The sequence below is a fragment of the Tenacibaculum profundi genome, from assembly GCF_057162725.1.
Map to the genome: position 1 here is coordinate 3,477,927 of NZ_CM169894.1, position 24,924 is coordinate 3,502,850.

23 protein-coding genes are annotated in these 24,924 nt (G+C 29.3%); 9 read left to right on the forward strand and 14 right to left on the reverse strand.

The window, feature by feature from the left end:
- Positions 1-463 precede the first annotated feature (463 nt).
- The 4 genes from AC2GW8_RS14060 to AC2GW8_RS14075 are packed head-to-tail and all read right to left on the reverse strand — an operon-like array spanning position 464 to position 5,074.
- Entirely contained in the window at positions 464-1,672 is a 1,209-nt protein-coding gene (locus AC2GW8_RS14060) for a helix-turn-helix domain-containing protein (RefSeq protein ID WP_440880505.1), read from the reverse strand.
- A 40-nt stretch (positions 1,673-1,712) separates the two neighbouring features.
- Complete coding sequence (locus AC2GW8_RS14065; protein WP_440880506.1) at positions 1,713-2,423, reverse strand: 16S rRNA (uracil(1498)-N(3))-methyltransferase; 711 nt, start codon at positions 2,421-2,423, stop codon at positions 1,713-1,715.
- Positions 2,423-3,541, reverse strand: a complete 1,119-nt coding sequence (locus tag AC2GW8_RS14070) for a GTP cyclohydrolase (RefSeq protein ID WP_440880507.1) — start codon at positions 3,539-3,541, stop codon at positions 2,423-2,425. Before AC2GW8_RS14070 ends, AC2GW8_RS14065 begins: the two co-directional genes overlap by 1 nt.
- A gap of 21 nt (positions 3,542-3,562) precedes the next feature.
- Positions 3,563-5,074: a transporter gene (locus AC2GW8_RS14075; RefSeq protein ID WP_440880508.1), complete on the reverse strand. Its 1,512-nt coding sequence runs from the start codon at positions 5,072-5,074 to the stop codon at positions 3,563-3,565.
- Positions 5,075-5,215: 141 nt separating this feature from the next.
- Here AC2GW8_RS14075 and AC2GW8_RS14080 point away from each other — a divergent pair, with 141 nt between their 5' ends.
- The 4 genes from AC2GW8_RS14080 to AC2GW8_RS14095 all read left to right on the forward strand — a co-directional run bounded on the left by AC2GW8_RS14080 (position 5,216) and on the right by AC2GW8_RS14095 (position 10,806).
- Complete coding sequence (locus AC2GW8_RS14080) at positions 5,216-5,491, forward strand: DUF4834 domain-containing protein (protein ID WP_440880509.1); 276 nt, start codon at positions 5,216-5,218, stop codon at positions 5,489-5,491.
- 3 nt (positions 5,492-5,494) lie between these two features.
- Entirely contained in the window at positions 5,495-7,912 is a 2,418-nt protein-coding gene (locus AC2GW8_RS14085; protein ID WP_440880510.1) for a YfhO family protein, read from the forward strand.
- A gap of 104 nt (positions 7,913-8,016) precedes the next feature.
- On the forward strand, positions 8,017-9,303 hold the full coding sequence (locus AC2GW8_RS14090) for a glycosyltransferase family protein (protein WP_440880511.1): 1,287 nt from the start codon (positions 8,017-8,019) through the stop codon (positions 9,301-9,303).
- Between the two features lie 15 nt (positions 9,304-9,318).
- Positions 9,319-10,806: a lipopolysaccharide biosynthesis protein gene (locus AC2GW8_RS14095; RefSeq protein ID WP_440880512.1), complete on the forward strand. Its 1,488-nt coding sequence runs from the start codon at positions 9,319-9,321 to the stop codon at positions 10,804-10,806.
- Between the two features lie 187 nt (positions 10,807-10,993).
- On the opposite strand, the gene AC2GW8_RS14100 is transcribed toward AC2GW8_RS14095, so the two are convergent.
- From AC2GW8_RS14100 to AC2GW8_RS14140, 9 genes are all read right to left on the reverse strand, one after another.
- Positions 10,994-11,572 (reverse strand): Crp/Fnr family transcriptional regulator, encoded by a 579-nt coding sequence (locus AC2GW8_RS14100; protein WP_440880513.1) that lies wholly within the window; start codon positions 11,570-11,572, stop codon positions 10,994-10,996.
- A 71-nt stretch (positions 11,573-11,643) separates the two neighbouring features.
- Positions 11,644-12,258 carry a WbqC family protein gene (locus AC2GW8_RS14105; RefSeq protein ID WP_440880514.1) on the reverse strand — a complete coding sequence of 205 codons (615 nt, stop codon included), beginning with the start codon at positions 12,256-12,258 and terminating at the stop codon, positions 11,644-11,646.
- Entirely contained in the window at positions 12,258-13,829 is a 1,572-nt protein-coding gene (lepB, locus tag AC2GW8_RS14110) for a signal peptidase I (protein ID WP_440880515.1), read from the reverse strand. Before lepB ends, AC2GW8_RS14105 begins: the two co-directional genes overlap by 1 nt.
- 61 nt (positions 13,830-13,890) lie before the next feature.
- Entirely contained in the window at positions 13,891-14,592 is a 702-nt protein-coding gene (dapB, locus tag AC2GW8_RS14115) for a 4-hydroxy-tetrahydrodipicolinate reductase (RefSeq protein WP_440880516.1), read from the reverse strand.
- 3 nt (positions 14,593-14,595) lie between these two features.
- Complete coding sequence (locus AC2GW8_RS14120; protein ID WP_440880517.1) at positions 14,596-15,174, reverse strand: DUF5683 domain-containing protein; 579 nt, start codon at positions 15,172-15,174, stop codon at positions 14,596-14,598.
- The gene (locus tag AC2GW8_RS14125) at positions 15,175-16,062 is read right to left on the reverse strand and encodes a ParB/RepB/Spo0J family partition protein (protein WP_440880518.1); all 888 of its coding nucleotides are present in this window, start codon (positions 16,060-16,062) and stop codon (positions 15,175-15,177) included. It lies immediately after the preceding gene.
- 9 nt (positions 16,063-16,071) lie between these two features.
- Positions 16,072-16,836 carry a ParA family protein gene (locus AC2GW8_RS14130; RefSeq protein WP_440880519.1) on the reverse strand — a complete coding sequence of 255 codons (765 nt, stop codon included), beginning with the start codon at positions 16,834-16,836 and terminating at the stop codon, positions 16,072-16,074.
- A gap of 277 nt (positions 16,837-17,113) precedes the next feature.
- On the reverse strand, positions 17,114-18,232 hold the full coding sequence (dnaN, locus tag AC2GW8_RS14135) for a DNA polymerase III subunit beta (RefSeq protein ID WP_440880520.1): 1,119 nt from the start codon (positions 18,230-18,232) through the stop codon (positions 17,114-17,116).
- Between the two features lie 72 nt (positions 18,233-18,304).
- Positions 18,305-19,255, reverse strand: a complete 951-nt coding sequence (locus AC2GW8_RS14140) for a lipid A deacylase LpxR family protein (RefSeq protein ID WP_440880521.1) — start codon at positions 19,253-19,255, stop codon at positions 18,305-18,307.
- A gap of 65 nt (positions 19,256-19,320) precedes the next feature.
- Here AC2GW8_RS14140 and ppk2 (AC2GW8_RS14145) point away from each other — a divergent pair, with 65 nt between their 5' ends.
- Both ppk2 (AC2GW8_RS14145) and ppk2 (AC2GW8_RS14150) read left to right on the forward strand, forming a co-directional pair.
- Positions 19,321-20,178 (forward strand): polyphosphate kinase 2, encoded by an 858-nt coding sequence (ppk2, locus tag AC2GW8_RS14145; RefSeq protein WP_440880522.1) that lies wholly within the window; start codon positions 19,321-19,323, stop codon positions 20,176-20,178.
- 4 nt (positions 20,179-20,182) lie between these two features.
- Positions 20,183-20,965, forward strand: a complete 783-nt coding sequence (gene ppk2 / locus AC2GW8_RS14150; protein ID WP_440880523.1) for a polyphosphate kinase 2 — start codon at positions 20,183-20,185, stop codon at positions 20,963-20,965.
- A gap of 1 nt (position 20,966) precedes the next feature.
- Here ppk2 (AC2GW8_RS14150) and AC2GW8_RS14155 read toward each other — a convergent pair whose 3' ends face one another.
- Positions 20,967-21,608 (reverse strand): low molecular weight phosphatase family protein, encoded by a 642-nt coding sequence (locus AC2GW8_RS14155; protein ID WP_440880524.1) that lies wholly within the window; start codon positions 21,606-21,608, stop codon positions 20,967-20,969.
- 81 nt (positions 21,609-21,689) lie between these two features.
- Between AC2GW8_RS14155 and AC2GW8_RS14160 the strand changes: the two genes are divergently transcribed.
- From AC2GW8_RS14160 to AC2GW8_RS14170, 3 genes are all read left to right on the forward strand, one after another.
- Positions 21,690-22,235, forward strand: coding sequence for a Smr/MutS family protein (locus tag AC2GW8_RS14160; protein WP_440880525.1), 546 nt, complete (start codon positions 21,690-21,692; stop codon positions 22,233-22,235).
- Between the two features lie 12 nt (positions 22,236-22,247).
- A complete protein-coding gene (locus tag AC2GW8_RS14165; protein WP_440880526.1) occupies positions 22,248-23,384 on the forward strand; it encodes a cysteine desulfurase family protein in 1,137 nt (378 codons plus the stop codon).
- Positions 23,385-23,817: 433 nt separating this feature from the next.
- A complete protein-coding gene (locus AC2GW8_RS14170) occupies positions 23,818-24,741 on the forward strand; it encodes a PorP/SprF family type IX secretion system membrane protein (RefSeq protein ID WP_440880527.1) in 924 nt (307 codons plus the stop codon).
- The last annotated feature ends 183 nt before the right edge of the window (positions 24,742-24,924 follow it).

Consider the following 24,924-nt stretch of genomic DNA (forward strand, 5'->3'; position numbering starts at 1 on the left):
TGGCATACGCAGATCAGAAGTAAAAGGGTACAAAAATTTTTCACAAGTATTAAATTTGGTTACAATATAGTAAACTTCAAATAAAAACACCAACCTAAAAGGTTGGTGATTTTTCCCCTTAAGAAATCAATATCATTAAATAACGATTTCACTCCAAAGTTAAACTATAAAGAAAAAATAGGAGTTCGAATTCATCCAGAATAAGTGATTTTGGACTTGTTTTAGGTTAGTTTGAATAAAAAAAACATCAACAAAATATTGCTGATGTTTTTACATGGATTTCTTTCTTTTTCATGATTAAGCGATGGTCACTTAATAATATTATTTGATGTAAATTTTAGTTAAATGTATTTTATATTAAAGCTATTTTGTTTCAAAGCTCACATGTATACAAACTTATATAAACTTGATGATATGGCAGTTCAGAAACACCTGTTTTGGATGATTTCGAACTAACTTTTAATTAACTTAAAGTTGATTTCAAGGATTTTTCTCTAAAAGAGAAAGGCGTCAAGCCTGTATGTTTTTTGAAAACGGTATAAAATGTAGATTTTGAATTGAATCCAGACTCCAAACCTATTGCAGTTATGGTGTAATTTTCATAATGTTCATCCGTTAACAATTCTTTAGCTTGTTCAACACGCATTTCGTTTAAATATTCAATAAATGTCTTTTTTGAAATATTATTAATTATAAGTGAGAGCGTGCTTTGGCTAAATTCAGTTTCTGAAGCAAGATTTTGGAGGGTATAACGAGGAAGTAAAAATTTTTTTTCAGACTTAATCAATAGATCTATTTTTAAAAAATACTTTTGATATTTTTTATACTGCTCTTCCGTAACTGAGATATTACTATGTGATGATAAAATATTTTTTTCGTTGTCTTTTTTATTATTTTTTTTTAGTCTTTTACTGTTCTTTTGGTTGTTTATAATTTTATTTCTTATTTGCTTACGTTCTTTTCGAATTCGAGCCTGTTTTAACCCTTGATAGCCTAACCAATATATTAAAACAGTTGTATAAATTCTTAAGGGGTAATAGGAAAAAATAAACCCTTTAAAATTCAAGCAAACTTTTACGATCAATGCAATTATCCAAAGTGTATAACCTATAGATGATAATTTAAAAAATGTATCGATCCATTTAAAGTTATCATAAGATAAAGTTTTTTCCAGAATATTTTCTTTTTTATAAAATAGATAATATGAATAAAGAAATAGACTAATTGAAATAATAAAACTAATTATCTCCTCAATTGATGTATATCTTTCATAAATAAAATCTAGATTTTTTTGACTATCCTTATCACAATAGAATAGTACAAATGATATTTGTGCTACAATAGCAAAAAAGAATACAGGAAGTATAATTTTTAAAAGATTATATGTTTTTGATTTTAAATTAATGTAGTTAATTAAAAACATATATAAAAAAGGCATGGCTAAAAAATGCCAAGGAATTTGAATATAGTCAAGTACAAATTTGTGCTGGAAAAGTTTGTTTGCTAAAGCCCAAGATTGAAAATTATTCAAAGAAATGGAAAGTATTAAAAGATTCAAATATAACATACTCTTTCCACTGTCATTTTTAGAGTTGAATAGAATAAGGCTAAAAGCAAATCCGTGTAAGGAGCTAACCAAAAGAAAAATATTGAAAAAGTCCGACGTACTCAAAAAAATAGGTTAATCTTTGGTCTAAAGATACAAAAAAGAATTATTGATGTAAAAAATTAATATTTTGACAGCAAGTTATGCCTGCTGTTTCCGTTCGTAATCTAGTTTTTCCTAAATTGATAGGAATAAAGCCATTTTTTTTAGAATTTTCAATTTCATCTAAAGAAAAATCCCCTTCAGGACCAATTAGAATTGTATATCTTGAACGAAGCTTTACTATATTTTTTAAATAGTATTTTTTATCATCATTTTCACAATGAGCAATAAAGCCTTCTCCGGTAAACTTATTGTTAATAAAGTCTTTAAAGTCAGTTAAGCCGTTTAATTTTGGTAATTTATATTGAAGAGATTGTTTTAGTGCAGATTGTAAAATTTTATTTAATCTATCTATTTTTAGGTGTTTTCTTTCAGAGTTCTTACATAGTAATGGTGTTATTTCATCTATACCTATTTCTGTAGCTTTTTCAAGAAACCATTCAAAACGATCTATATTTTTTGTAGGTGCAATGGCTACATGCAAGTGATAATTTCTGTTATTTAATGTTTTCTGAAAATCTTTAATTTCAACAACACATTTTTTATCATTTGGAACTATTATTTGTACATTAAACAGATAATCATTTCCGTTTGTTATATGTAAAGTATCTCCTTCTTTTTTTCTTAAGACTTTTATAATATGTTTACTTTCTTCTTTACTAAAAGTAAACTTTTTTTCTTCGCTTGAAATTTCTGAGTTATAGAATAGTTGCATTATAGATCAATTCTGTATGTTCTTCTTCTTTTGTGGATAGTGGGAGAAAAGTCTTTCCAGATTTTATGAATAGCTATGTTATCTTCTAACTCTGGTGTTCTTATACAATTCTCAATTCCTTTATTTCTAAATGTTTTAGCGAATTCTCGGAAGATCACAGCGGTAACTCCTTTATTTTGATAATCAGGATGTACTCCTATTAAATAAAAAATAACATCTTTTGATTTTTTTCGTGCATTTAGTAATCGTAACAAACCAAAAGGAAATAATTTACCTTTATTTTTTTGTAAAGATTTCGAAAACGAAGGCATAACAATTGCGAAAGCAACCATATTTTCATCCCTATCCATTACAAATTTAATATATTCAGGGTTTATAAAAGAAATATATTTCTTTTTAAAATATTCTATCTGTTCTTGTGATATAGGAACGTAGGTTGATAGTTTCGAATACGTTTGACTAAATAAATCAAACATTTCATCTACATAAGGAATAATATCTTTCGTTGATTTAAAGTTAACTTCTTTTAAATCATATCTTTTTTGAATTAAATTACCAGCTTTAGTGTATTTTTCGAGATTAACATTTTTAAAAGGAAACTTACTTTCGACATATTCTTTTTCTTTTTTAAATCCTAATTTTTCTAAATGATCTTTATAATAGGGATGGTTATACCAGGTAATCATTGTTCCTATATGGTCAAATCCATCAACAAGAACTCCTGTTTTATCTAAATTATTAAATCCAACAGGGCCTTCCACAAAATTTAAGTTATTGTTTTTACCAATTGCTTTTACTTTATCTAATAAAGCTTTACTTACGTCAAGATCATCAATAAAGTCAAACCATCCAAAACGCATTTTTTTAATGTTCTGTTTTTTTACTTCATATGTGTTAACTATAGCTATAATTCGCCCTACTACTTCATTGTTCTTGTATGCAAGAAAGAAATTAGCATTTGCATGTTCAAATATTGGATTACTATTTGCATTGAAATTAGCTAACTCGTCATTAATGATCGGAGGTACCCAATAAGTATTATTTTTATATAGCGAGAAAGGGAACATAACAAACTGTTTCATTCCCTTTTTATCTTTTACTTCTTTAATAGATATCATTTACAATTAATGATTTTTCTTTTAATTATCATTCTCTTTTTTTTCTTTCTCTTTTTTTTCTTCCTCTTCTTTTATTTCTTCCTCTAATTCTTTTATTTCTTTCTCTAACTTTTCTTTTTCTTTTTCTTTCCTTTTTGCTTCCTTTTCAGCCTCTTTAGCTTCTTTTTCTTTCGCTTTTCTAGCTTCTTTTTCAATTTTCTCCTTTTCTTTTTGTGCTTCTTTAGCTTCCTTTTCTTGTGCTCTTTTTATTTCTTTTTCTGCTTTTTCTTTTTCTTTTTGTGCTTCTTTAGCTTCCTTTTCTTGTGCTTTTTTTATTTCTTTTTCTGCTTTTTCTTTTTCTTTTTGTGCTTTTCTCGCCATCTTTTCTTTTTCCTTCTTAGCTTTTTTTGCTGCCTTTTTTATTTCTTTAGCTGTTTTTTTCTTCTGTTTCTCATCTTCTTTCGTGATAACATCAACTAATGATTTTTGTCTTTCTCTTCTTGGTTTTTCTAATTTTTTATCTTCACCATTCTCGTCTTTGCTATTTGGAGAGATATCTAAGTCTACTTTTTGATTATTTTTGTTTTTTGTAAAAAGCTTCTTTATTTTACTAATTAATCTACCAAAAAAGTTTCTATTCTCATCATACTTTATTGGTTTGTCCTCTTCTATTTTATTTCCAGTGTCATCGAGTTCTACAAATGCATCTTCATGTTTATCTAATCTATAAGAAACACCTAGAGTAGAGGTTATACCAAAAAGGTTTCCTTCCAGATTACCTCTAACTGATGCGTTAAGTTGCAGATTAGGGTTTAATAAATAAGCTGCTCCACCACCAATACTACTTTTCTTTTGATATTGTTCAAAAACTCCTTGTAATTCAATAAAGCTTGACCAGTAGTCGTTAATGTTATATGTACTGGTTACAATAAATGAGTACTCAGAATAATCGGTGCCAATTTTATCTAAGAATACATTAGAAATAACGTTAAGTTTATTTGAAAATTCGTTTTGTAAGAGAAGACCAACTCTTGTAGAAAAGCCTCCTTTTTTGTAATAGTCTGTTAGAAAATTATCGAAATTAATTCCTGCAAAAATACCAATATGTGGAATCCATCTTTTCCAATCGAAAGAATGTCTCGCTCGCCAGCTTCTTATTTCTTTAGATTTATCCGAATAAGTGGGGGCATAAATCATGTATTTTGCTCCTAGTGTAAAGTTACTTAAACCGGTTGTATTGTAAGAGGAGCTAAAAAGATTTTTAAAACCTATTTTATCATGAGATAGTGAGGTGTTTAAGTTAAATTCTAATTGCTCAAGAAAGAAACTAGTTCTGAAAAGCAAATTTAAACCAAAAGATTCTGGATTGCTAAAAGTTTCAATAAGAGGCATGTTTCTATAGAATAACGAAGATTCCAACTGATATACACCAGATCCAACACTATATGGACTTTCAGAAATACCAGGTCTATTTGAATTTATAACTGTAGTGTACTGAGCTTGAACAAACACTGACGTGAAAAACGTAAAAAGAATAAAAAGCCTGTTAATCATGTTATAAAATCAATTTATGAGTAGCACAAAAATACCATAAAAATATGAAATACTATATAGTTACAAGATTTGTAATGTATTTAACGTTGCCTTTTCTATCAAATTGTTATTTTTGGATAATTTTTTGAATATTCTTTTAAGATGACGATACATCAAGCAGGTCTTATAAATTTCATAAGAACATTTCTCACAATTCTCTTTATATACTATTTAGTAAAGTTTATTATAAAATTATTGGGACCTTATTTACTAAAAAAGGCTGTAGATAAAGTCCACAAAAAAGCTCAAAGCCAATACGGTTACAAAGAAGAAACGATAGTGGAGGAAGGTAAAACGGTAATTGATAAGAAAGATACAAAACCCAATAGAAATGATAAGAATATTGGTGAATATATTGATTTTGAAGAGATAGATTAAATCATGGACAAAAAAAAGTTTTTACCGTACGTTTCTGTCGGTATTATATTTGTAATTGCCTCTTTGCTTTATTTTAATCCTGTTTTAAGTGGAAAAAAAATAAAACAAGGCGATATTATGCAGTATAAAGGAATGGCTCGTGAATCTACAAATTATAGGGTAGATCATGGCAAAGATTCCTATTGGTTAAGGAATGCATTCAGTGGTATGCCTACCTATCAAGTAGGAGCTCAGTTTCCTAATGATTTTATAAAATATATTGACAAAGTAATACGCTTTTTGCCAAGACCTGCAGATTATTTATTCTTATATTTTTTGAGCTTCTTCATTTTATTAACAGCTTTAAAAGTAGATTGGAAACTAGCAGTGTTGGGAAGTTTATCCTTTGGTTTTTCAACCTATCTAATAATTATTTTCGGAGCTGGACATAATGCAAAAGCACACGCCATAGGGTATATGCCAATGGTTCTTGCTGGTTTTATATATGTGTATCAAAGAAGGTATCTTTTTGGGTTTATTTTAACTTCAGTAGCCATGGCTTTAGAGGTTGTTTCTAATCACCCTCAGATGACGTATTATCTTGGCTTCTGCTTGTTAATGTTTCTCATATTCGAGTTTGTTGATGCATATAAGAATAATGAATTAAAACTGTTTTTTAAACATATTGTAATCGTTTTTACAGCATGTTTTTTAGGACTAAGTGTAAACGCTACGCGCTTATTATCTACAAAAGAATATGCAAACCAAAGTACGAGAAGTAAATCTGAGTTAACAATAAATCCAGACGGAAGCCCTAGGGAGAAATCTTCAGGGCTAGATAAAGCTTATATTACAGAGTACAGTTATGGAATATCGGAAACTCTAAATCTTTTAATACCAAGATTTATGGGTGGTGGGACAGTAGAAAGGCTTGACGAAAAATCTGCATTTTATGAAACAGTAAAACTAAGAGCGGGTGATCAAGTAGCAAAACAGTTCTCGAGCGAAGTATTAACTTATTGGGGAAAACAACCAATTGTTGAAGCTCCTGCCTATATTGGAGCAGTAGTTTTCTTTTTGTTTTTCCTAGGTGTTTTTCTACTTCAAGGAAAAGTGAAATATTGGTTAGTAAGTGCTACTGTATTTTCAATAATTATGAGTTGGGGAAAGAATTTTTCATTTATAACAGACCTATTTATTGATTATTTTCCTTTATATGACAAGTTTCGGGCTGTATCGTCAATTCAAGTGATAGCAGAACTTTGTGTCCCTTTATTAGGTGTTTTGGCATTAAAACAGTTTTTCTCAGATGAAGTATCAAAAGAAAACAAAAAAGAGGCTCTAAAAAAAGCATTATATCTTACCGGTAGTATTACATTGTTTTTTGCTGTTTTAGGTTTTAATTTATTTGATTTTCAGGGTTTAAGAGATGCTCAATACCAACAACAACTTCCTGAATTGGTGGATGCTTTAATCACAGATAGAAAATCTATGTTGAGAGGTGATAGTTTTAGGTCATTTATACTAATTTTGTTTACGGGGGGAGTTTTATGGGCATTTATCAATAAAAAAATAAAATATAATGTAACTATAATTATTATTACCTGTCTGATTGTTTTAGATTTGGTTTTAATCGACTTAAATTATGTTAATAAAGAAGATTTTACTAATGCAAGAAATGTTGATAAACCTTTTGTAGCTAACAATGTAGATAAAGAAATTTTAAAGGATAAAGGGTATTATCGTGTGGCAAACTTTTCAGGGAATGTATTGAACGAAGCAAGAACATCATATTTTCATAATTCAATTGGTGGATATCATGCAGCAAAAATGAAGCGTTATCAAGAGCTATTTGAGTATCAAATCGCAAAGAATAACTTAGAAGTGTTAAATATGCTAAATACCAAATATTTTGTGTTAGGGGAAGGTAAAGTTCAGAAAAATACAGAAGCTAATGGTAGTCAGTGGTTTATTAAAGAATTGAAAGTTGTAGAATCTGCGAATAATGAAATTTTAGGATTAGATAGTTTAAAAACAAAAGAGGGAGCGATTATCAGAAAAAAGGATTTCGAAAGACTTAGCATAGATAAATTAGTGAAATTTGAAAGAGATTCGACTGACTTTATCAAGTTAGTTGATCATAATGCAGCAAGTTTGAGGTACAAAACATCTGCGAAATCAATTCAATTTGCTGTTTTTTCAGAAATTTATTACCAAAAAGGATGGAATGCCTATTTGGATGGAAAATTAGTTCCTCATAGCAGGGTAAATTACGTATTAAGGGGAATGTCGATTCCAAAAGGTAACCATGTAGTAGAATTTAAATTTGAGCCTAAAGTTATAACTGAAGGAAGAGTGATTAGTTTAGTATCATATGTTTTTATGTTTCTAATTCCTCTAGGAGGGTTTATAATTAAAAAAAGAATGAAATCTATAACCTAAAGAGCCCTAAATAGACAGATATTGAATAGAAATTTGATGAAATTAAATTTGAAGCATGCGTTTAAAAACTTTAAAGTAATGTTAACTTATTATTATAAATTATATTGAAAGTACTAATTGTAACTTATTATTGGCCTCCTGCTGGTGGTCCAGGTGTACAACGTTGGTTAAAGTTTGTGAAATATTTAAGATACTATGGCGTAGAACCTGTTGTATTTACAGCGAAGAATCCTGTTTACCCTTTAACAGATGTAACACTTGAAAAAGATATTCCTGAAGGTACTGAAATTATAAAATGTCGTATTACAGAGCCAAATGCAATTCTTTCAAAGTTCAAAAAATCAAACGTACAAAACAGTATGGGGTTCTTGAACCCTAATCCAAGTTTATTTGAAAAATTATTACTTTATATCAGAGCAAATTTTTTTATACCTGATGCACGAATGTTTTGGGTAAAACCATCAGTAAGGAAATTAGAAAGGTATTTAGAAGAAAATAAAGTGGATGCTCTAATAACAACTGGACCACCTTATAGCGTGCATCTTATAGGATGGCATTTAAAAAAGAGATTAGCTATTAAGTGGATAGCCGATTTTCGTGACCCTTGGACCAGTGTAGATTATTTTCATTTATTACCGTTAAGCCAAAAGGCAATTAAAAAGCATCATTATCTTGAAAATTTGGTTGTTAGAGATGCGGATAGTGTCCTTATGGTTAGTAATCATGCGAAACAAAAATACAAAGATAAGGCTAGTTTAATTGATGTTATCACTAATGGCTATGATGAAGATAATGATTTCGTTAAGGAGGATACAGTTATAGACTCGAAATTTACATTAACTTATATTGGAATGATGAGCTCAGAAAGAAATCCTAAAGTATTATGGGAAGTTCTATCTGAAATTTCAGAGAACGACAGTAATTTTAGGGATGATTTTGTTCTACGATTCATTGGTAAAATTGATGATACGGTAAGTAAGAGTTTAAAAGAAAGTAACATAAAAAATATTGAGAAAATTGGTTATGTTCCTCATAACGATGCTAAAAGATTTCAAAGAAAATCGCAGGTCTTACTTATAGTAGTAAATGATTATCCTAGTGCGAAAGAGATGATCCCAGGAAAAACATTTGAGTATTTACAAGCAAGAAGACCGATATTAGGCATAGCGCCAACTGAAGGAGACTTGGCGGATATAATCAGAGAAACTAAATCAGGTGAAGTCTTTTCTTATCATGCAAATAAGAGAAAACTTAGGAGTTATATATTAAAGCTTTATAAATGTTACAAAAATGAAGGCATTGATATGTTAACAGAGGATATATCTCAATTTCACAGAAAGAAGTTGACGGAAAAACTAGTAACTTTTATCCACAAAACTATCAAAAACTAAAAAACGCATTTTACATTGGGAATTATTTTCAAACAATCGCTAAAAAACACAGTCATTATATATCTGGGTTTTTTAATTGGAGGTATTAATACGATCTTTCTTTATGCTCGTTTTTTAAAAGAGGATTATTATGGATTGGTAACTTTTGTTCTATCTTCTTCAAATTTAATTATGCCTCTGATTGTTTTAGGTATGCATAATACGATCATTAAATATTTTACAAGTTATAGCACCAAAGACGAAAAGGATAAGTTTTTAAGCTCTATTATGTTTTTGCCGTTAATTATAGCTTTATTAATTGGGTATTTTTGGGATATTTTTCACCATGGTATTTTAAGCGCTACAATTAAAGACAATCGCATTATTGAAAATTATACAATTTATATTTATATAGTTGCAGTAAGTTGTGCTTATTTTGAAATGTTTTACTCTTGGGCAAAAGTGCAACTACAGTCTGTTTTTGGAAATTTATTAAAAGAATTATACAATAGAGTAGCAGTAATGGTTCTGCTATTTGCAGTTTATTTTGATCTACTTAGCAAAGAGAATTTTATTGTATACTTATCTTATGCTTATATATTTCGTGTAATACTGATGATGTTATATGCATTTAAGTTATATAGACCTAAGATTACACTAAGCTTACCTCATAATTATATAGAAGTATTAAAGTATTCAGCATATATTTTGTTGGCAGGTAGTGCAAGTGCTATAGTTCTTGATATAGACAAAGTTATGATTCCAGGAAAAGAAGGATTTGCAAAGGCAGCGTATTATAGCGTAGCAGTTTTCATTGGTAGTTTTATTGAGGCGCCAAGTCGTGCAATGACTCAAATAATTCAACCCCTTACTTCAAAATCAATAAATGATAACAATGGAAAAGAGTTATTGTCTTTGTATAAAAAAAGCTCTATTAACTTATTGGTGATTGGAGGATTGTTTTTTGTGTTAGTAAATACTAATGTAACAGATTTATTTAAAGTAATGCCAGAAAAAGGGTACGCAGGGGGTGAGTTAGTAGTATTAATGATTTCACTTGCAAAATTATTGAATATGTCTTTAGGAAATAATACTGCCATAATTAATAATTCAAAATTTTATAAAATTGCATTACCTGTTAGTTTTGGCATGGCCTTTACAGTATTTTATTTGAATAATTATTTTTATTATGATTTGAACTTTGGAACCAATGGTTTGGCATTAGCAACATTTTTAGTGGTTTCTTTTTTTGGTTTTTTAAAGTTATGGTTTGTTAATGCTAAATTAAAAATGTTTCCTTTTACAATGAAAACACTTACTGCTTTTTTAGTGATAATTTGTTTTTATATTTTATTTAAAAATATAAATTTTAATCTTGCTGAATTTTATGTTTATAATTTTAATATAGCACCAGTACTGAATATAATTGGCAAAAGCATCTTAATTATTATATTATATACTTTTATAGTTTTAAGATTGAAAATATCTGATCAGCTTAATGATTTACAAAAGAGATTCATATAAATAAAGTTTTAAAATAAATATAAGGAGGAATTCTTTTTAGAAAGAATTAGAAAAGAGAAAAGGTTTGTAATAACAAACCTTTTTTCTGTAAGGGGAAACCAAATATCTGATAACAAATCAGATATAATATTTTATGGTGCAAATATATGTTTAATATCAAACAAAAAGATTAACATATGTTTATATTTTAAATAGAGTATATTTTTTTCCTAATACGACTGAGCTGTACAGGAGTAATATTTAAAAAAGAAGCTATATGGTATTGTGGTATAAGATTATCAATATCAGGTACATCTTTTTTAAGTTTTAAATAGCGTTCTGTAGCGTTTAGCAAAGCAAGTTCATCTAATCGTTGTTCTGTACGAATAAAAACTTTTTCTAAAACTTTTGAATATAAAAGAGAAATTTCGTGATGATTTTTAATTATTTTAATTAGTTCATTAAAGTCACCTATGAAAAATTCACAGTTTGTTAAGCATTCATAGGTAGCATTTGAACTCGACTTAACACTTAATGATGAAAGCGGACCAAATGTTGTTATTCCTGTATAAATAGTTCTTGTATGTTCTTTATTTTTAAGATTAACAAAACTTCTAGCAACACCATCAACTAATATATAAAAATTAGTAGGAACCTGCCCTTGTTTAATTATGGCTTTACCTTTTGGAAAGGATTCCCTTTTAATAATTGAGCCTAATATTTTAAGAGAATGGCCAGAAATTTCAGGCATAAAGTGTCTAGCAAAGGGTTCTAAATGATGTGGCATTATTTAGCTATATTGATACAAGGGTTGTTTAACGAAATAGATTCGTTATTTTTTAAGGGATAGTTAAATTTTTATAAATTTACTGAAATTTTATTTAAAAAGCTAAGAGAATTTCTTCCTTCCATAAATAAAAGGTCTAATATGGAAAGATTAGGAATAAACCCATGTTTGTCATCAAACATTTGAACATAAGTATCCATGTTAATAGATGTTCCTTTTTTAGCAATCGCTAGAGTACGAAAATCGTCTTCTGATGTTAGCACGTATTCACTAGTTTTAATAAATACAGGATCCAGTCCCAATGAGTCCATTATAAAAAAATGTGTATCAAACAAAAGATCGTGCAAATATTTATAATTTTTATTAAAGATTTTATGTAGATCATCTTCAAAAAACTCAAAAAAAGGAGAAGAACGATAAGCCGTTTGAAGCGATTTTAAATGTTGTTTTTGCCAGGGAAAATTTCTTTCTACTAGGGTATCCTTTGTTTTTTTTCTATCTTTATTTAAATTATGTTTTACAGGAACGTTTAAAGATAACTTACCGTTTGAACCATATATATAACATCGGTTTCTGTAGGTTTGTTTTTGAAAATTATCATTTACTTCAAATACAATATTTTTTGATTTATAAATTGCTGCATATTGAGAAATAGGAGCAAAATATGCTGGGATAAATAAAGACATTAAACTCTTTTCTTTTTTCTTTTTCTAAAACTATATAAAGCATATAACAATACTAGAGCAACAACAAGCCATAGATAAGAAACAGGCTTTCCATTACCGCCTACTGTTGTAAATAATCGTTCCCATCTAATTTTATTAAGATCACTATCAAAGCTAAACCAAATCATAACAGGTTTTCCAACTACATGATCGAAAGGAACATATCCCCAGTTTCTAGCATCTAATGAATTATGGCGGTTATCACCCATCATCCAAAAGTAATCTTGTTTAAAAGTGTAAGAAGAGGCTTTTTTGCCATTTATATATATGTCATTTTCAAATATTGTTAAATTATTATTTTCATACCTTCTAATAATTTGTTCATAAAAGGGAATGGTGTTTTCATTTAAAGAAACTGTTACCCCTTTTTTAGGAATGTAAATTGGTCCAAAATTATCAGAGGACCAAGGGTATTTTGGGTTATGTGGGAACACCGATTTTTGATATTGCCCCTTGGGTTCTATATGTTTTTTTATACTTTTAACAATTTTATTTTTCTCTAAGGAGGCTGCCTCTTCATCAGTCAAATTTAATAGATAAAGACCGTTTCCTAATATGCGTGATTCTTTTTGTAACTTATATTTTACAATATCATTACGACTAAATTCTTTTCCACCAGTATTCACTTCAAAATACCATTGCGGTTTTGCTCTATCTGGTAGAATGGTTCTTTTGTTATTTATATAAACATACCCATTTCTAACTTCTAAACTATCTCCAGGAATACCCACACATCTTTTAACATAGTTAGTTCTCTTGTCGATAGGTTTATAAGTTTGCTTTCCAGAAACATCTCCCCACATTGTTTTTGTTGTATCTGCAGGCCAATTAAAGACTACAATATCATTTCTTTTTATTTTCTGAATGCCAGGAAGCCTTAGATAGGGTAATGATAATTTATTTTTCCAGTTGTTTTGTTTCTTAGAATCATCTTCTGATACGAATGATTTAATACCTATTCCAGGAATTGTATCGTGTACCATAGGAAAAGATAAAGCGGTCATTGGGGGGCGTGCTCCGTAGTGAAACTTACTAACAAATAGATAATCCCCGACTAGAAGTGTTTTTTCTAAAGAAGACGTGGGAATTGTATAAGGTTGCATAAAATAAGTATGTACTATTGTAGCAGCAATGATAGCAAAAGAAATAGAGCCCAACCATTCATCAAAAGGAGTAGGAGCTTTGGTACTTCTATTTTCTTTATAAGGATCATTTGTGAAATAATTGATATAATAAATATAAAAACCTAAGGTTAGTATGGAAAGTGTTGTGTCTTTGCTCTTATTATATCCAAAACTTCTACAAGTCTCTATCCAAATTATAGGGAACATTAAAAGATTTATAATTGGAATAAATAATAAAATTACCCACCATTTTGGTCGGTTAATGATACCCATTAAAATAATAGCGTTATAAATAGGAATCGAAGCTTCCCATGATTTTCTTCCAGCTCTTACATAGAGCTTCCAGGTACCAATAAAATGAATAACTTGAATTATTAAAAAAAAGATAAACCATTCAGTAAATGTCATAATTTTATATTTTAAACTCTATTTATTATTAATACGGGTGTTTTGTTGCGAAAATTACCTTTTAAGTTAGACTTAATACATCTCTCATATTAAAAACCCCAGTTTTACCAAGTAGCCATTCAGCAGCAATTACAGCTCCAAGTGCAAAACCTTCTCGGTTATGAGCTGTGTGTTTTATGTCAATTGAATCTACAATTGAATTATAAGAAACGGTGTGTGTACCTGGAACATTAGGTGTTCTAATAGCCGTAATAGGAATATTATTATTATCATTATCACCTTCTAGAGTCCAAGAATTCATTGATGAACTTCCAATAATGTTTTCAGCTAAAGTTATAGCCGTTCCACTAGGAGCATCTAATTTACTTGTATGATGAATTTCTTCGATTGATGTACTATATTGTTCCAAATTATTCATTATTCGCGCTAATTGCTTGCTTAATTCGAAGAATAAGTTAACTCCTAAGCTAAAATTCGAGGCATAGATGAAAGCGCCCTTTTTATCATTACATTTTTGGATTACTTGATCATATTTTGCTAACCAGCCTGTTGTTCCGGATACTACTGGGATATTATGATCAAGGCAGTTTAAAATATTATCATAGGCAACATCTGGAAGGCTGAAGTCTATTGCAATATCTGCAGATGTTATATCATATTTTTCTTTTCCAGAATATTTTATAACAATTTCATGTTTTCTTTGTAAAGCTATTTTTTCAATCTCTTTACCCATTCTACCGTATCCTAATAAGGCTATTTTCATTTTTTAGAAAGAATATTTAAAAGTTAAACCAACCTGCGGAGTTTCTTGTAAAATCGAATTTATCTTTAGAGATGGTTTTATTGTTAGATTGTCATTTGTTTCAAATTGAAGCAAATGAGCATTAACACTAGCTTCAACTATTTGTAATACATACAGAAGTATCCCCGTTAATAACGATAAATCTCTATTTCTTCTAAGAACTCTTTGAGCATTTTCTAGTCCTGAAGTTGAAATTAGTTGATTACCGTTTTCATCTGTAAATTCATCTTTTAACCCTTGTGATCTTAATTTAAAGGCAGTTCTAAATCTATCGTAATCATTACTATTAATAACGTAATAATAAACACTAGAGCCTATAGCTCCCCATACAATGGGTGCTTTCCAGTATTTTTTATTATATATCTGCCCTCCTCCAGGGAAGATAGCTGAATAAAAAGCTGCTTTAGAAGGAGACAATGGATTATATAAATCTTCTACTACAAGTGTTTTTTTTACTTTAATGTTTAACGAATCTTTCTGAGCAAAAGAGAATGTAACGAAACATAAGTAAACAAAAATGAATATGAGTTTTTTTATGAACAATTATTGTAATAATTTTTTTATTCGATTAAAATCTTCCTCTGAATTAAAGTTGATAGCTATTTTTCCTTTCCCTTTATCGTTGACAGTAACATCAATTTTGTTGCCAAAATAGTTTGTCATTTCTTTAACACCGTCAGTAATATATTTGGGTAGAGCTTTTTTCTTAGAGGTTTTAGCTATTTTTCCTTCTTTTAAGTTTTTTACTAACTCTTCAGTCTGTCTAACAGACAATTTATCTCGAACAATTTTTTCATAAATATTCAGTTGATCTGAGTTACTATCAATATTTATTAAAGCTCTGCCATGGCCCATAGAAATAAAACCATCTCTCATTCCTGTTTGAATGATCGGGTCTAATTTTAAAAGACGAAGGTAATTTGTTACAGTTGAGCGTTTTTTTCCAACGCGAGTACTAAGTTCTTCTTGCGTTAATTTAATTTCATCTATAAGACGTTGATAAGATAGAGCAACTTCGATTGGATCAAGATTTTTTCGTTGAATATTTTCAACTAATGCCATTTCTAGCATTTCTTGATCATTAGCTAATCTTATATAAGCAGGAATTCTTGCATTTCCTATTAGTTTAGAAGCTCTATAACGACGCTCTCCAGAGACTAATTGAAATTTATCACTGGTAAGTTTACGTACTGTAATTGGCTGAATTACACCTAATTCTTTTATTGAACTAGCTAGCTCCCTTAAAGCTTCTTCATCAAAATAAGTTCTGGGTTGGAAAGGGTTAACCTCTATTGAATTAATGTCTATTTCAATGATGTTTCCCACTAATTTATCAGCATTTTTATCAGAAGCCGAATTAACTTCAGCTGTTTCTTTTAGTAAAGCGGATAAACCTCTACCTAGAGCTTGTTTTTTAGTTGCTTTTGCCATTATTTGTTTTTAAACTTTTTTATTTAAAATTTCATTTGCCAAATTTAAGTAATTTACAGCACCTTTACTGGTTGCATCATAAGAAATAATGCTCTCACCGTAACTAGGGGCTTCACTTAAGCGAATATTTCGATGAACTACTGTTTCAAAAACCATAGAACTAAAATGTTTTCTGACCTCTTCAACGACCTGATTAGATAATCGCAAGCGAGGATCATACATGGTTAATAGCAGACCTTCAATAGCTAAATTTTGATTGTGTATTTTTTGAACACTTTTGATTGTGTTGAGTAATTTACCGAGACCTTCAAGTGCAAAATATTCGCACTGTATAGGAATAATTACCGATTGAGCTGCCACTAACGAGTTTAATGTAATTAAACCAAGTGAAGGAGCGCAATCAATTAGGATATAGTCGTATATTTCTTTAACACTTTCTAAGGCAGTTTTAAGCATAAATTCACGCTGTGCTTTATCTACTAATTCAATCTCAATAGCAACTAAATCTATGTGTGCGGGAATTATATCAACATTAGGAGAATCGGTAGTAACAATGATGTCTTTAGGATCAACTGTATGTTCTAAAACTTGATAGGTACCGGCTTCAACAGACTCAACGTCTATACCTAGTCCTGAAGTTGCGTTTGCTTGAGGGTCAGCGTCTATTAATAGTACCTTCTTCTCTAAAACGCCTAAAGCAGCTGCTAAATTTACGGTAGTTGTTGTTTTACCAACTCCACCTTTTTGATTTGCTATTGCAATAATTTTACCCATTGTAAATTCCTCTAATTTGAAAAACGTAAATTTACAATTATTTATGGTTTTTAAAAGGGAAATGTTTTAACAATAATTAAAGAGATGTTAATTTATTTTTCGTTTAAAATATTTCCCAAAAATTATTAAAAATATTTTTTACTTTTTTTATCTTTTATTAAAATAAATAGCTCGAGAACTGTTCTTAAAACAATAAATATTTATTTTTAAATAAAAAAAGTATAATTAATTCTGCTGTAATTATACTTTTTATTATTTATTAATATTTTGTGGTTATTTAGGTGTTCAACATTACTGGCATAACTAACATTGTAATTAATTCTCCTTCTTCTGTCCCATCAATAGGTGTCAAAATTCCTGCTCTATTCGGTAAACTCATTTCTATTAAAACATCATTTGAGTTCAGGTTATTTAACATCTCACTTAGAAATCGCGAGTTAAATCCAATTTGCATATCATCTCCCTGATAATCGCATATTAATCTTTCATCAGCTTTATTTGCGTAATCTAAGTCTTCTGCAGAAATATTTAATTCTGTACCTGCCATTTTCAAACGAATTTGATGCGTAGTTTTACTAGAGAAAATAGAAACACGGCGAACAGAATTCAAAAATGTAGCTCTGTCAACAGTTAACTTATTCGGGTTTTCTTTTGGTATTACCGCTTCATAATTGGGGTATTTGCCATCAATTAAACGGCATATTAGAATAATGTTTTCAAATGAAAATTTAGCATTTGTATCGTTATATTCAATTAAAACATTTTCTTCTGTCGATCCTAGTATTCCCTTTAAAAGGTTAAGAGGCTTTTTGGGCATTATAAATTCTGCTGACTTGTCGGCAGTAATATCTGTTCTAGTGTATTTAACTAGCTTGTGAGCATCAGTAGCTACAAAGGTTAATTCTTTTGAATTAAACTGAAAAAAAACACCACTCATAACAGGTCTTAAATCATCATTTCCTGTTGCGAAAATAGTTTTGTTTATGGCAGCTGCCAAAATACGAGATGGAATTTCACTACTGCTAGGCGAAGGAAGTTCAACAGCCTTAGGAAATTCATCTCCATTAAAATAAGCCATATCATATTTTCCTTGTTCAGAAATAATCTCTATGGTGTTTTCTCCTTCGGTCTTAAATGTTAAAGGCTGATCAGGAAACGTTTTTAAGGTATCTAAAAGTAATTTTGCGTTAATAGCTATAGAACCTGAGTCTGTACTTTCTACTATAATTACGGAACTCATTGTAGTTTCAAGATCAGAAGATGATATTTTGAGTTGATTTTCTGATAGCTCGAGTAAGAAATTGTCTAGAATCGGTAATGTATTGTTGCTATTTATAACCCCTCCTAAAACTTGTAGTTGTTTTAATAATTGAGAGCTAGATACGATAAATTTCATGAATTATTTTTCTAATGATTCGAATTACAAATATATTTTAATTTGATGATTTTTAAAATTTATTTTTATGAACTATTTAAATTGATAATTAATTTGAATAGTACCAAAAAAGTTTCCTCTCGGAACTTGAGTGCTTTTTAGTTTTTTTGAGTGGTAGTTTACAGTATATCCAAAATGAAACTTACCAGAGGTGAAGCAAATTCCTATTTGATTTGTAAAAACAAAAGGCATTACAGGATAAGTTATAGGACTATCGTTGTTTAAGAAGCTACCTTGAATAGTAGCATCGTAAAATATATATTCAATTTTTGGTTTAATGAATAAAAAAAATTCTTTTTCATTAAAAGAGTTACTTCCTGATGCATTTAAGTTACTGCCGAAGGCGATAGAGTTTGTTACTTCTTGAAGTTGTATTAGACTAAACCTACCTAACAATCCTGTGTTAACATTACCTAAAACAGTTCCTAAACTGGCTTCACTAAGCCAGTTTAGATCAAAATATTTTGAGTTTGTTTCAAACAGTTTGGTACCAAAAGTTGTTTTAAAATTGAAAGCGAAAGCATCTTTTATTTGATATTGCCATCCGACAGCTCTTTTAAAACCATAAATATCGTGTATAAAATTTTGTAGTTCTTTTGCTATCGAAATTGGACCAATTGCACCAATCTCAATAGAATTTTTTATAAATGAATCGTCTTCATAAAATTGGTCGATACCAAATCCACCATATAAATATCCAGCAAAAGGCCTGTCATGGAGTTCTGGGGATTGAACAACCGCTTTAAACGGTGTGTACATTTTATGACCGAGTTGGATGTTGTATATTTTTTTTACAGCTTTAGATTTATTATTTGTATCGATAAATCGATATGTTAGAAATATCCCATTTGTATAATATCTATCTTGGTAATAAGAAATGTAAAGATCATTATCATTGATAAAGCTGAATTCTTTACTATATTGCTTTTGTGAATAACAATAAAAAGGAATAATAATAAATAAAAATGCTTTAAAATTTTTCATACTGCAAATATCATTTTATTTTAGCCTATCATGTGTTAAAAAATCAAAAATATTTATCATCTTTTATGAAAGAAAAAATTAAGCTAACCAGTTTTGATTTTCAAAATATTGGTTCTAATACTGAGCTGTTAGAATTGATTAAGAAGAAGGGAATCTCTATCGAGAAAGTTAAAACAAAAATTAATTATGAGAATGAATTAAAATTACTTCAAATAGAGTTAGTTAAATTACAGCAGTGGATAGCTAAAAATAATAAAAGAGTGGCAGTAATTTTTGAAGGAAGAGATGCTGCAGGTAAAGGAGGAAGCATAAGAAGATTTACTGAACATTTAAATCCGAGAGCAATGCGCTTGGTAGCACTCAATAAACCAACTGAAGTTGAAAAGGGACAATGGTATTTTCAACGATATATAAAAGAACTTCCAAATCCAGGAGAAATTGTATTCTTTGATAGAAGCTGGTATAACAGAGCTGTAGTAGAACCCGTAATGGGATTTTGTGATGATGGACAGTATAAGAAGTTTTTAGTTCAAGTTCCCGAATTTGAACATATGTTGTACGAGGATGGTGTGGTTATTATAAAGTTTTGGCTTTCTATATCAAAATCAGAACAATTAAGAAGATTTAATGCAAGAAATAATAACCCATTGAAGCGCTGGAAGTTTAGTCCAGTAGATAAAAAAGGACAAGAGCTATGGGATAAGTATACCTTCTATAAAGATGAGATGTTTAGTAAAACTCATACAGCCTATAGCCCTTGGATTGTAGTTAAAACAAATGATAAGAAAAAGGCAAGAGTTGAGTCAATGCGACATGTTTTATCTCAGTTTGATTATGAAGGGAAAAAAAAAGCACAAACAATCTTGAATCCAGACCCTAATATAGTAACACGTTATTATCGTTCTGTAAACCATTTAGACTAAATTTATGGAAAATCTAAGCAAGAAAGATGTTAATAAATTAAATTCCGTGAGAGGCTTAAAAGCTATTTTATCAAAAGAGCCATATAACCTTGAAAGAGCGATTCGTTATGTGAATTATGAGCGAAAGTTAAAAAAACTCCAGGTAGAATTAATTCGATTACAAACATGGGCAATTCAAAATGAGGAAAGAGTAATTGTTCTATTCGAAGGAAGAGATGCTGCAGGAAAAGGAGGTGCCATAAGAAGAATAACTGAACGAATTAATCCTAGACATATGAGAATTGTAGCTTTACCAAAACCTAATGAGGATGAAAGAACGCAATGGTATTTTCAAAGATATGTAGAACAGTTCCCAAAGGCAGGAGAAATGGTCTTTTTTGATAGGAGTTGGTATAACAGAGCTGTTGTTGAGCCTGTTAATAACTTTTGTACAATCGAAGAATACAATATTTTTATGAATCAGGTCAATGATTTTGAGAGAATGATACTCGAATCGGGTATTCGACTAGTAAAGATATATATGTCTATTAATAAAAAGGAGCAAGCAAAGCGATTTAATGAGATCAAAAATGATCCGCTAAAGCAGTGGAAAATGACTCCCGTTGACGAACGTGCTCAAGAGCTTTGGGATGAATACACAGAATATAAACGTACTATGTTTTCGAAAACGAATACAGAGATCTCTCCATGGAAAGTTATCAGAGCTAATAGAAAAACAATTGCAAGAATTAATGTTATTAATTATATCTTAAAGAGTATACCGTACGATAAAAATACACAAGTATAGCTTATATTTTAAGTATCTGACGATTTATTTCTTCGAAAATAAAGTATATTTCACCTGCAATAAGATTACTTGTTTCTAGATACTCTTCACGAGTTTTATGGGTATTGTCAAAAATTTTAGGATCAGAATAAGGTAAATGAAGCCTATGAATTGCATCTGGAATAAAAGGACAGCTTTCATGAGCATTATTACATGTGGTTATCGCTATGTATGGGAATTCATTAATAGGATCTTCAAATATTTTTGAAAAAGCTCTCAAAGGAGTTTTACACCCTTTAAATGATACTAGATATTTAGGATTTTGATGAGAAAAATTGTCTAGGTCAAATTCAAACCCAGCGTATTGTAAAACTTTTACTGCATTTCGATGAAATTTAGTAACTTCAGTTCCACCAGACAAAGAAAAAATATTAGGAAGTTGAAAGTAATTAATAGCAAAAAAAGCCCATACTTGTGCAAGTTGACTTCTTCTTGAATTATGAGTACAAATAAAATTTATATTTATTTTTTGCCTATCCAAATATGCTTCAGCAATGGTATCTGCTATTTCAATCAATAAACTTTCTCTTTTTTTTGATAGAAATAAATTGTTTTTCGCGTTTTCAAATAAAACTTTTGTATTGATGTTTTTTGAGCTAGTCATTTATTTAGTGTTCTTTTGCACATAATATTATTTACAAATGTAAATGCTAATTTATTTTAGTTAATTAAATAATAGTTAATTATGTGTTTTGAAATTGGAAACAAAGTAGCTGTAATTGATGATAAAATAGAGGGAGTAGTGATTGATATAGTTGAAGAAGAGGTTTGTATCAAAGATTCAGATGGTTTGAAATATCGATATTATAAGAGCGATTTAATAAAAATAGATGATAAGACAACGGATTTAGACAGTAAATTCAATTTAAGCGGTTTGAGTTGGAAAGAGAAAGATCGTCAAAATAGGAAAAAAAGAAAACTTTTTGTTAAGTCAAAGAATGAGGTTGTTTTGGAAATTGATTTACATATTGAGAAATTAATTCATTCTAATAAAGAGATAAAAAAGATTGATATATTAGATTATCAAATTAAAATAGCTCGAGAAAAAATAGAATATTGTATTAAAAAAAGGATTAATAAAATTGTTTTTATACATGGTATTGGTGAAGGTATTTTGAAGTCAGAGTTATATTTTCTACTTGATTGTTATCCGGTAGAGTATTATGATGCATCATATCAAAAATATGGATTGGGAGCAACTGAAGTTTATATATATCAAAATCCAAATTAGTACTTTTGTTTTATGGATAAGATATATTTAGATAATGCAGCTACCACTCCTATTTTACCTGAGGTTGTAGATGTAATGAGCAAATCAATGTTAGAGAACTTTGGAAATCCATCATCTACACATGGGTTTGGTAGAAAAGCTAAAGCAGCTTTAGAGGAGGCCAGAAAAAATATTTCTAGTTATTTTAACGTTTCAAGCAGTGAAATTATTTTTACTAGTGGAGGTACAGAGGCTGATAATATGATTTTAAAAAATGCCGTAATCAACCTAGGGGTAGATACCATTGTAACAACTAAAATAGAGCATCACGCTGTTCTCCATGTAATCGACTTTCTTAAAGAAACATATAATATAAAAGTAATTTATTTAGATATTGATTTTAAAGGTAATATCAATCTTAATAACCTATCAAATATACTTTCAAATTTAGAAGGTAAAATATTAGTCAGTTTAATGTGGGTGAATAATGAAGTTGGAAATTTATTGCCAATTAAAGAGGTAGCTACTATTTGTAAAGCGAATGGAGTTTTATTTCATTCAGATACAGTACAAGCTATAGGGCATTATAAGTTAGACTTACAAGAGGTTTCACTTGATTTTATGGTAGCGAGTGCACACAAATTTCATGGCCCCAAAGGTGTAGGTTTTACATTTGTTAAAAAAGGTATTGATTTAAAACCGATGTTACATGGAGGGAACCAGGAAAGAGGAGTTAGGTCTAGTACCGAGAATTTACATTCGATTTTGGGTATGGAAAAGGCGTTAAGTTTATCTTATATAAACTTAGATAATGATATGGCTTATATAAAAAGATTAAAAGAATATTTTATTAATAAGCTTAAGAAAGAGTTTGAAGGAGTAGAATTTAATGGAGAATCAGAGAATTTAAATAAAAGTAGTGATACTATTTTAAATGTTAGATTGCCTTTTAGCCACGACATGCTATTATTCTCATTAGACTTAAGCGGTGTTTCAGTGTCTGGAGGGAGTGCTTGTCAAAGCGGTAGTAACATAGGGTCTCATGTATTAAGTGAATTACTATTAAAACCAAAAGATCAGAATAGGTCATCCGTGCGTTTTTCTTTCAGTAAATTAAACACTTTTAAAGAGTTAGATTTTACTATAAATTTATTGAAGAAATTTAAATAATTCATTAGTATCAAACTAAAGCAATATTTTTTAATACCCTTTTTGAGAATGTTAAAATCTCGATAAGTATTAGTTGAAGTTATTTTAATTTCTTGTTGTATAAGATAAAGTTATTATTGATTAGTTTTTAAACTTCTTTTATTCCAAAAGAATAATAATTTATCTATGACTTTGACCTTTATGAATAACCTTAAGAAAACGTTTCTTATAATAAAATAATACTCAAAATTAATGCTTTTAAACTTTGATACTAATTATTTAAAGTCAAAATTTAAAGGATGTTGATAAAATTAAATTTATAGTCTGTTATTTATAACAAATATTAGAGTTTTTGTCATGTCATATTTTATATTTTAGATCTTTTAATATAATGGTGACGCGTGTTTACAATATATTAAAATAAAACTATACAATCAGACTAAAGAAACTAAAAATGAAACTACTTTTAACGTTAATTTGTATTTTTTGTACATTTTTTTCAAAGAAAACTTTTGGACAACAAGACCCTCATTTTACGCAATATATGTTTAATACAATGAGTATTAACCCTGCATATGCTGGTTCGCGAGGTCAGCCTGTAATTACTGCATTAGCACGTAAACAGTTGGTAGGGTTTAAAGGAGGGCCAAATACTCAAAATCTTAGCTATGATTCTCCTCTTGGTTCCTCAGGGCTTGGTGTGGGGGGTAATTTGATGAATGATAAAATAGGTCCCTCAAATGAGATATATTTTGATTTTAATTTATCATATGTAATAAAAACAAGCGATTTAGGAAAACTATCGTTAGGTTTAAGACTAGGAGGAAGGATTTTAAATATTGATTGGAGCTTGGGGAGTGTTATTGACGATGAAAGTTTATTTGAAAATAATATTAGTGGTAAGTTCTTACCAACTGTAGGTACCGGGTTGTATTATTATAATGAGAGTTGGTATATAGGGCTTTCTGTTCCAAATATATTGAAATCAGAGCATTATGATGCAGTATTAGAAAGAGAAGCAATTACAGCTGTTGAAAAAATCCACTTTTTTTTAATATCAGGCTATGTATTTGATTTAAATGAAAGTGTTAAATTCAAACCATCAGCTTTATTAAAACTTGTTTCCGGAACTCCTTTATCTTTGGATGTTTCTGCTAATTTTTTACTAGATAATAAGTATAGAGCCGGTATTGCTTGGAGGTGGGGAGATTCAATAAGTACTCTTTTCGCATTTCAGATTACCGAATCGTTTCTTTTAGGATATGCTTACGATTTAACAACATCAAATTATAATATTGCAAATTCAGGTACACATGAGGTAATGCTTAGATATGAACTCTTAGACTTGCTAAATTTTAGGTCTCCAAGATTTTTTTAAATATTAGATAATTTATTTCTGTCAACAAGATGTTTTCTACAAAGGTTAAAATATAAAGTTATGTTAAATTTATGGGTTATAATGGGTGTGAGAAAGGGGGGGTGTAGCTTTTTTTATTTGATTAACCTTATGACTGATAACGATTTTGTGATAAATATTATTTATTTAAAAATGATAAGCTAA

Bases quoted from the DNA above. Each gene is read 5' to 3' on its own strand.
- ppk2 (WP_440880522.1), top strand. From the start codon at position 19,321: ATGAAAGAAAAAATTAAGCTAACCAGTTTTGATTTTCAAAATATTGGT.
- AC2GW8_RS14125 (WP_440880518.1), bottom strand. From the start codon at position 16,062: ATGGCAAAAGCAACTAAAAAACAAGCTCTAGGTAGAGGTTTATCCGCT.
- AC2GW8_RS14130 (WP_440880519.1), bottom strand. From the start codon at position 16,836: ATGGGTAAAATTATTGCAATAGCAAATCAAAAAGGTGGAGTTGGTAAA.
- AC2GW8_RS14065 (WP_440880506.1), bottom strand. From the start codon at position 2,423: ATGCAACTATTCTATAACTCAGAAATTTCAAGCGAAGAAAAAAAGTTT.
- AC2GW8_RS14165 (WP_440880526.1), top strand. From the start codon at position 22,248: ATGGATAAGATATATTTAGATAATGCAGCTACCACTCCTATTTTACCT.
- dapB (WP_440880516.1), bottom strand. From the start codon at position 14,592: ATGAAAATAGCCTTATTAGGATACGGTAGAATGGGTAAAGAGATTGAA.
- AC2GW8_RS14075 (WP_440880508.1), bottom strand. From the start codon at position 5,074: ATGATTAACAGGCTTTTTATTCTTTTTACGTTTTTCACGTCAGTGTTT.
- AC2GW8_RS14085 (WP_440880510.1), top strand. From the start codon at position 5,495: ATGGACAAAAAAAAGTTTTTACCGTACGTTTCTGTCGGTATTATATTT.
- dnaN (WP_440880520.1), bottom strand. From the start codon at position 18,232: ATGAAATTTATCGTATCTAGCTCTCAATTATTAAAACAACTACAAGTT.
- lepB (WP_440880515.1), bottom strand. From the start codon at position 13,829: ATGACATTTACTGAATGGTTTATCTTTTTTTTAATAATTCAAGTTATT.
- AC2GW8_RS14070 (WP_440880507.1), bottom strand. From the start codon at position 3,541: ATGATATCTATTAAAGAAGTAAAAGATAAAAAGGGAATGAAACAGTTT.
- AC2GW8_RS14160 (WP_440880525.1), top strand. From the start codon at position 21,690: ATGTGTTTTGAAATTGGAAACAAAGTAGCTGTAATTGATGATAAAATA.
- AC2GW8_RS14155 (WP_440880524.1), bottom strand. From the start codon at position 21,608: ATGACTAGCTCAAAAAACATCAATACAAAAGTTTTATTTGAAAACGCG.
- AC2GW8_RS14100 (WP_440880513.1), bottom strand. From the start codon at position 11,572: ATGCCACATCATTTAGAACCCTTTGCTAGACACTTTATGCCTGAAATT.
- AC2GW8_RS14170 (WP_440880527.1), top strand. From the start codon at position 23,818: ATGAAACTACTTTTAACGTTAATTTGTATTTTTTGTACATTTTTTTCA.
- AC2GW8_RS14140 (WP_440880521.1), bottom strand. From the start codon at position 19,255: ATGAAAAATTTTAAAGCATTTTTATTTATTATTATTCCTTTTTATTGT.
- AC2GW8_RS14105 (WP_440880514.1), bottom strand. From the start codon at position 12,258: ATGTCTTTATTTATCCCAGCATATTTTGCTCCTATTTCTCAATATGCA.
- AC2GW8_RS14080 (WP_440880509.1), top strand. From the start codon at position 5,216: ATGACGATACATCAAGCAGGTCTTATAAATTTCATAAGAACATTTCTC.
- ppk2 (WP_440880523.1), top strand. From the start codon at position 20,183: ATGGAAAATCTAAGCAAGAAAGATGTTAATAAATTAAATTCCGTGAGA.